At 66.3% G+C, this 6,058-nt stretch carries 5 protein-coding genes; all 5 read right to left on the bottom strand.

All coding sequences use genetic code 11. The features are described 5' to 3' along the window. Positions 1–2: 2 nt before the first annotated feature. The 5 genes from ACFWXQ_RS36790 to ACFWXQ_RS36770 all read right to left on the bottom strand — a co-directional run bounded on the left by ACFWXQ_RS36790 (position 3) and on the right by ACFWXQ_RS36770 (position 5,678). On the bottom strand, positions 3–509 hold the full coding sequence (locus tag ACFWXQ_RS36790; protein ID WP_383938094.1) for a YbaB/EbfC family nucleoid-associated protein: 507 nt from the start codon (positions 507–509) through the stop codon (positions 3–5). Between the two features lie 88 nt (positions 510–597). After that, entirely contained in the window at positions 598–4,002 is a 3,405-nt protein-coding gene (locus ACFWXQ_RS36785) for an AAWKG family protein (RefSeq protein ID WP_383938093.1), read from the bottom strand. A gap of 57 nt (positions 4,003–4,059) precedes the next feature. Continuing rightward, complete coding sequence (locus ACFWXQ_RS36780; protein WP_383938091.1) at positions 4,060–4,560, bottom strand: type VII secretion system-associated protein; 501 nt, start codon at positions 4,558–4,560, stop codon at positions 4,060–4,062. Between the two features lie 285 nt (positions 4,561–4,845). Beyond that, a complete protein-coding gene (locus tag ACFWXQ_RS36775) occupies positions 4,846–5,166 on the bottom strand; it encodes a WXG100 family type VII secretion target (RefSeq protein WP_383938089.1) in 321 nt (106 codons plus the stop codon). Positions 5,167–5,300: 134 nt separating this feature from the next. Continuing rightward, positions 5,301–5,678: a hypothetical protein gene (locus ACFWXQ_RS36770; RefSeq protein WP_383938086.1), complete on the bottom strand. Its 378-nt coding sequence runs from the start codon at positions 5,676–5,678 to the stop codon at positions 5,301–5,303. Positions 5,679–6,058: the final 380 nt, after the last annotated feature.

Here is a 6,058-nt window from a genome sequence, read left to right as displayed (position 1 = left end):
GGCTATGTGCTCCCCTGTCGTTTGTTCGCGGCTCCGCGACCGCCGGGCGGGGCCGCGGGCGCCCCTTCGTCCTCGTCCTCGTGGATCTCGTCGCGGAGCCGGCTCATGGCCGTCGACCCCTGCTCCACGGAGGTCTCGCTGATCAACGATCCGAAGACCGAGCCCCAGTCGACCCCCATCCGCTCCGGAGCCATCCCTCGCGCGGTCATCCTGGTGAGCGGGTCGAGCGTGTCGACGACCCTGCGTGCCATCTCGGCGCGAGCCGCGTTCGCGGCTTCCAGCACCGACGCGGAGAGCTGCGAGGCGGCCATGCTCCGGTACTTGCCGTCCAGGAACTCCAGGCTCGTCAGTTCGCCCTTGGCCCCGACGGCCACCTGGACCGATCTGTCGGCCGACCGCGCCGTGACCGACGCGGCGGCCAGCTCGCCCCGCACCTTGGCCGCGGCTTCCTCCGTCGCCTTGAGATGGGCCATCGCCTGGGCCACCCGGTCTTCGATCGGCTGACTCAACTCGGTCTCCTCACTGGTCGATTGAGCGTCACACTGGTCGATCGGGCGTCACACGGTCCTCGCGCCGTACCGTCGGCGCGTCACACGGTCAGCGCCCCAGGGCCTGGGGCGCGCCGCCCTCGTCGGTGCCCCAGACGTCCTCGTCCTCCGCCAGCCAGGTGGTCCGCTCGCGGTCGCTGCTCGCCGTCTGCTGTCCGCCCCCGCCGCCTCCGCCCATGCCTCCCATGGGGGGCATGAAGGGCGTACCGCTGGAGGTCTGCTGTGTGGCCCTCGGGACCACGCCGTGTTCCTCGCCGTCCACGGTGGGGGTGGCGCCCGCCCCTCTGGCGGAGCGGGAGACACCGGGCTCGATGACGTTGCGGACCCGCTCGCCGGAGCCCGAGGCATCACCACCGCCCCGCATCATCGGCGGCATCATCGGTGTGCCCCCGGTCCCGGCCGAACCGTCCGAGGCGGCGAGCGCCCCGTCCCCCTGGGGGCGCCCCAGCGCCGAGGACAGGTCGTCCTGGTTGTAGAGGTTGTCGCTGAACGCGGAGGAGTACGCCGAGCCGGCCGAGCCCGCACCCGACGGGTCGTACCCCGAGAGGTCGGGAGGCTGCGGGAGGTCCGCGATGCGCTGGCGGATCAGCTCGTCGATGTTCTTGTCGCCGGCACCGATCCGGTCGTACTCGGCCTGGATGTCGCCCATGCGCTGGTCGTACTCGGCCCTGGCGTCCCGCCGCGCCTGCTCCGCGTCCGTACGGGCCTGCTGGCGCTCCTCCTGGGCCGCCGCCTTCTGCTCGTCGTACTCGTCCTTGGCGTTCGCCTCGGCGGCGTCGGCCTGCTGAACGGCATCGCGCTCGGCGGCGTCGATCTCGGCGAGCCTGCGGTCGTACTCCTCACGGGCCGTCTGTTCGTCGGCCCCACCGGCTATCGCACGGTCGTAGTCCTGCCGCGCGTCGGCCCGGTCCGCGTTCGCCTGCTGCTGCGCCTGCTCCCGCTGCTCCTGGGCCTCGGCCTTCTCCTGCTCGTACTCCTGCTTCGCCTCCGCCTGCTGCCGGTCGGCTTGCTGCTCGGCCGCTTCGCGCTCCGCGCGGGCGTCGGCCTTCTGCTGCTCATAGTTGGACTGGGCATCGGCCTTGGACTGCTCGGCGTCGGCCTTGGCCTGCAGCTTCTCCTGTACGGCCTCGCGCCGGGCCTGCTCCTGGTCGCGCTCCGCCTCGGCCCTGGCCTCTGTCTGCTGCTGCTTGGCCTCGGCCCGGTCCTGCTCGTTGCGGGCGAGTGCCTCGTCCTTCTCCCGCTCGGCCTCCGCCTTCGCCGCGGCCTGCTCCTGCTTGGCCTCCGCCTTCGCGGTCTCCTGCTCCTGCTTGGCGGCGGCCTGCTCCTTCTTGGCCTCTTCCTTCTCGGCGGCCTGTTCCTTCTTGGCCTCTTCCTTCTCCGCCGCCTGCTCCGCCTTGGCAGCCGCCTGTTCCTTCTTGGCCTCTTCCTTCTCGGCGGCCTGCTCCTTCTTGGCCTCCTCCTTCTCCTTGTCCGCCTCGGCCTTGGCTGCCGCCTGCTCCTTCTTCGCCTCTTCCTTCTCGGCAGCCTGCTCCGCCTTGGCCGCGGCCTTCTCCGCGTCCGCCTCTTCCTTCTGCTTCTTCGCCTGCGAGAGCGCGAACGCCTGCTGTGCGGCGGCCTGTTCCCTGGCCTCGGCCCGGTCCTGATCGTTCTGAGCCTTGGCCTCGTCCTTCTCCCTGTTCGCCTCCTCCTTCGCGGCGGCCTGGTCAGACTTGGCCTCTGCCTTCTCCCGGTCGGCCTCCGCCTTCGCCTCGTTCTTCTCCCTGTTCGCCTCCTCCTTCGCCGCGGCCTGGTCAGACTTGGCCTCCGCCTTCTCCCGGTCGGCCTCCGCCTTGGCCTCGTCCTTGTCCTTCCGCGCTTCCTCCTTCGCGGCTGCCTGGTCAGCCTTGGCCTCCGCCTTCTCCTTGTCGGCCTCGGCCTCCGCCTCTTCCTTGTCCTTCCTCGCCTCCTCCCGGTCCTTGTCCCGCTCGGCCTTCGCTTCCTCCTTGTCCTTCCTCGCTTCCTCGCGGTCCTTGTCCCGCTCGGCCTTGGCCTCCGCCTTCTCCTTGTCCGCCGTGGCCTTGGCCTCGTCCTTCTCCTTCCGCGCGTCCGCCTTCTCCTTTTCGGCGGTCGCCTTGGCCTCGTCCTTCTCCTTCTGCGCGTCGTTCTTCTCCTTCTGGTTCTCCACCTTTGTGGAGATCTCCGAAAGAGTGCGCTTGTCCTTGTCGGTTATCTTGGTGTCAAATGCCTTTTCCGCGGCGGCGAAGGCGTTCTGAACGGCGACCATGGCATCGGAACCCGCCACGCTGAGCCAGTCCTGCGCGCACTGCTCCCACCGTTTTACGGCCTCGGCGCCTATCTTCTTCCACGTCTCCATGTCGTTGGGCGCGCCATAGGGAAGACCGTCGATCACGATGTTGTTGTCGAACTTCTCCGTCGCGACGACCACGGTTCTGTATATACGGCCGGAGCCCGAGACCCGGAAGTCGGTGCCCTCGTTGTAGTTGCCGAGGAGATTTATTCTTGCTGTTTGCAGCATGTCGTACAGCCAGCGCTGCGGGTTGCTCTCGGACTTCCACACCTCCCACGCGGACTGGAGAGCCTTCGCCTGTTCGAAGATCACAGTCTGGGCAGCGGCCAGAGCCCGCGCGGGTTCGGACCTCGTGGGCACTCCGTCGATGGTCGAGTAGGCACCTTCGCCACTCTTTCCGTCGCCGTTGACCTGGTCGGCGTATCCCTCGTAGTTCCGTGCCAGTTTGTGGACGAGCTGCTTGAAAATGGCTGCCGAGGTGCCGTCCCAGGACTTACTGCCCTCACCGATGTCTTCGGTGTCCCACATCTCCAGGGTGTGGGCACTCTCCTCGAAGAACGTGACGACCCGGTCGAACGCCTTTGCCGCCTCGGTGAAGGAGGTCAGGTCGACATAGGCGCCGTCGCCCACCGGGCGGTCGAAGCTGGTGAATCCGTGGGTGTTGTAGGGGTACGTGGTCAGTTCCCGGAGGGCCGCCACGGAGCCGTGGACGTACTGGGCCAGGAGCTTGTTGTCCCACTTGACGGCCTCTCCCTCCTTGTTCCAGCCCCCCTTGTTCTTCAGGTACTTGCTCGTCTGCTCGCCGCCCCCGATCACGTCGTCACCGCTCGGCGGCAGGACACCGGCGGTGCCCAGGAGCGTGATGTGCGCCCGGTAGCGGTCGAGCAGCGTCCCCGCGTCGGCGTCCTCCGCATTGTTGTAGTTGCGGTAGTACGGCATGACGAAGTCGGTGTTGAGAACCCTCCAGCCGCCCGTCGTGAGGAAGCCGGGCGTGTACTCCGAACCGCCCACATGATCCAGCCGGACATGCATCAGCGGGATGTCTTCGTTCCCCTTGAGAGTTTCGAACAACGTACTCCGCGGTGGAAGCTCATAGCCGGTGAGCATGTCGACTATTATTTTCCAGTTGTCATCGTTATTGTCTTGAGTTTTCTTCTCGTCGGCCATCGATGCACTCCGCGAAATCGTACGAAAAAGGGGCTACCGGTTCCGCTTCAAGCTGCCCTAATTCTCGCTGCCCTCACCACTGCCACCGCTCCCGCCGGAGTTTCCGAAATCACTGTCGACATCCTCGAAGATGTCCATGAATTCACCTGCGGCAATGCTTTCCAGGTTCTTCGCCTGGTTTTCACCCAGCAGGTCGATGGTTTCCCGCAGCGCTTCCGCGATGTCCTCGAACAGCACCTTCTGATCCTCGAATATGCGAAAGATCTCAGCCGCAGATTTCTGGATCACCGTGTTCAGCTCGGCCCCGCCGGCCCCGCCCGACGCACTCTTGTCGTCACTCCCGGGCGCCGCCGGAGCGCCGGCCATGAGGCCGATGATGAGCGGCTCCGTGACTTTGAGCGTGGTGCTCGTGGGGCCGTCGGAGATGTACGAGATGGGCTTGGTATCGGTGACCGCGTTGTGCTTGAGCATGCCGTCCAGCGCCGCCGAGAACTTCTCGACGTGCTCTTCGATGAACTTCTTCAGATACGCGCTGTCAAGGACCGTGACGTCGGCCACGTCGTTTCCTTCCGTCGGCGCCGTGGACCGGGGCGGTCCCGCGCACAGGGCTTCTGAAAGATCCGCGGTCGGGCGCCAGGACCCGCGGTCAAGCGTCGGGCGCCGTCGGCCTCGGCCGCTCGGGGCGATGCAACGGCGCCCGGCACAGCTGAGGCCGACGGCGCCCGGTCGTTCTCCTGCCGTTCCCGCCCCGTCTTCGGCCCCGTGCCGTCGTGCACGGGGAGGGCTCAGGAAGTCCGTTCAGAGTCCGTTCAGTGCGGAGCGGAGGAAGTCCGTTCCGCGCGGTCAGCTCCCGCCGATCCTGATGTCGCCCCACCTCTGCGAGCGCCTCTGCTCGTTCCTCCGGTAGCCGACGGAGATCTCCTCCAGCAGCACGGAGTGGTTGCCGAGCAGGCTCCTGATGTTTTCGACGGCACCGTTCCACTGCGCCTGGACGCCGGTGTAGACCTCCTTGTCGTCACCGATCCAGGTCTCCTGGAGCGCGCTCAGATCCCGGTTCAGCTCATCGATGACGCTGTAGATCTCCTTCGAGATGACACGCATGTCGTCCACCGCGACCTCGGCGCCGCCGTAGTCGATGTGGATGAAACCCTGGCTGAAGTCCATTGGAGTCCTCGATTCGCCGCGAGTGCGGTGGGTGTGCGATGACGGCCTGTGGGCGAGACCGTGACGGCCGAGCGGTGTTCCCCGATGGCTGTGCCGTACGACCACGCGGGCGCTGACGGGGCGCCCGCCGGCCGTCAGGCGTTCGGGTTGGTGCCGCCCTCCCCGTTCGGGCCGGTGTTGTACCCGTTGAGCTGGTCGAACACAGCCGTGGACCTCGAGTACTCCTGATCGATCGCATCGCTCGAGGAACCCTGCATCAGGCCCTGTTCCATGAGGGTGTTGTTGAGCTCGTCGACCATCCGGTCCAGGTTGAGCAGAATGGTGTCGACATGGCCGTCCCACGCCGCCAGCAGATCCTTGAATTTCCGGCCGTCCTCACCCCCGTAAGCGGAGGAGAGATTCGTCGCGTTGGTCTGTACGCCCTGCTGGGTTCGCTGGATCGAGGTGAACGCCTGCTCAAGCGCCCTGATTCCGCCGCGTGTCGCCTGTTCTTCGGACTGCTGCATGACCATGAGGGAATTTCCTTTCGGCGACAAACACCGACGTGTGGAGCCCCTACCACCCCGTGGGCAGACAAGGTGGCCCCTGCGATCACTCAACCGGTTCGCCGGGACACGGGGTGGCCAGATGCTAAGCAGGCGGCAACTTGTTTGGCAATCGCCCACCGAAACGAAATCGAGCCCGATCCCCGGCCCTTTAATGCTCGATTGAGCAAAGGCCTTGAATTCACGTTGCTCACTTGAGCGGTGACGTGAATTCAGAGGGACAGAACGGGCGTTACTCCCCGTTCTCCCGTCTCCGCCGGACACGCGGACTTAACACCAGGTGACCGCGGCGGATCCAGAAATTTCCTTTCCGGAAGATCCACCGCCCGACTGCTTCCCTCTCGGGC

Source organism: Streptomyces sp. NPDC058697 (genome assembly GCF_042715345.1).
GTDB classification, from domain to species: Bacteria; Actinomycetota; Actinomycetes; order Streptomycetales; family Streptomycetaceae; genus Streptomyces; species Streptomyces liliifuscus.
Note: the sequence above shows the minus strand (reverse complement) of the source record. Positions and strands in the feature narration are given on the sequence as shown.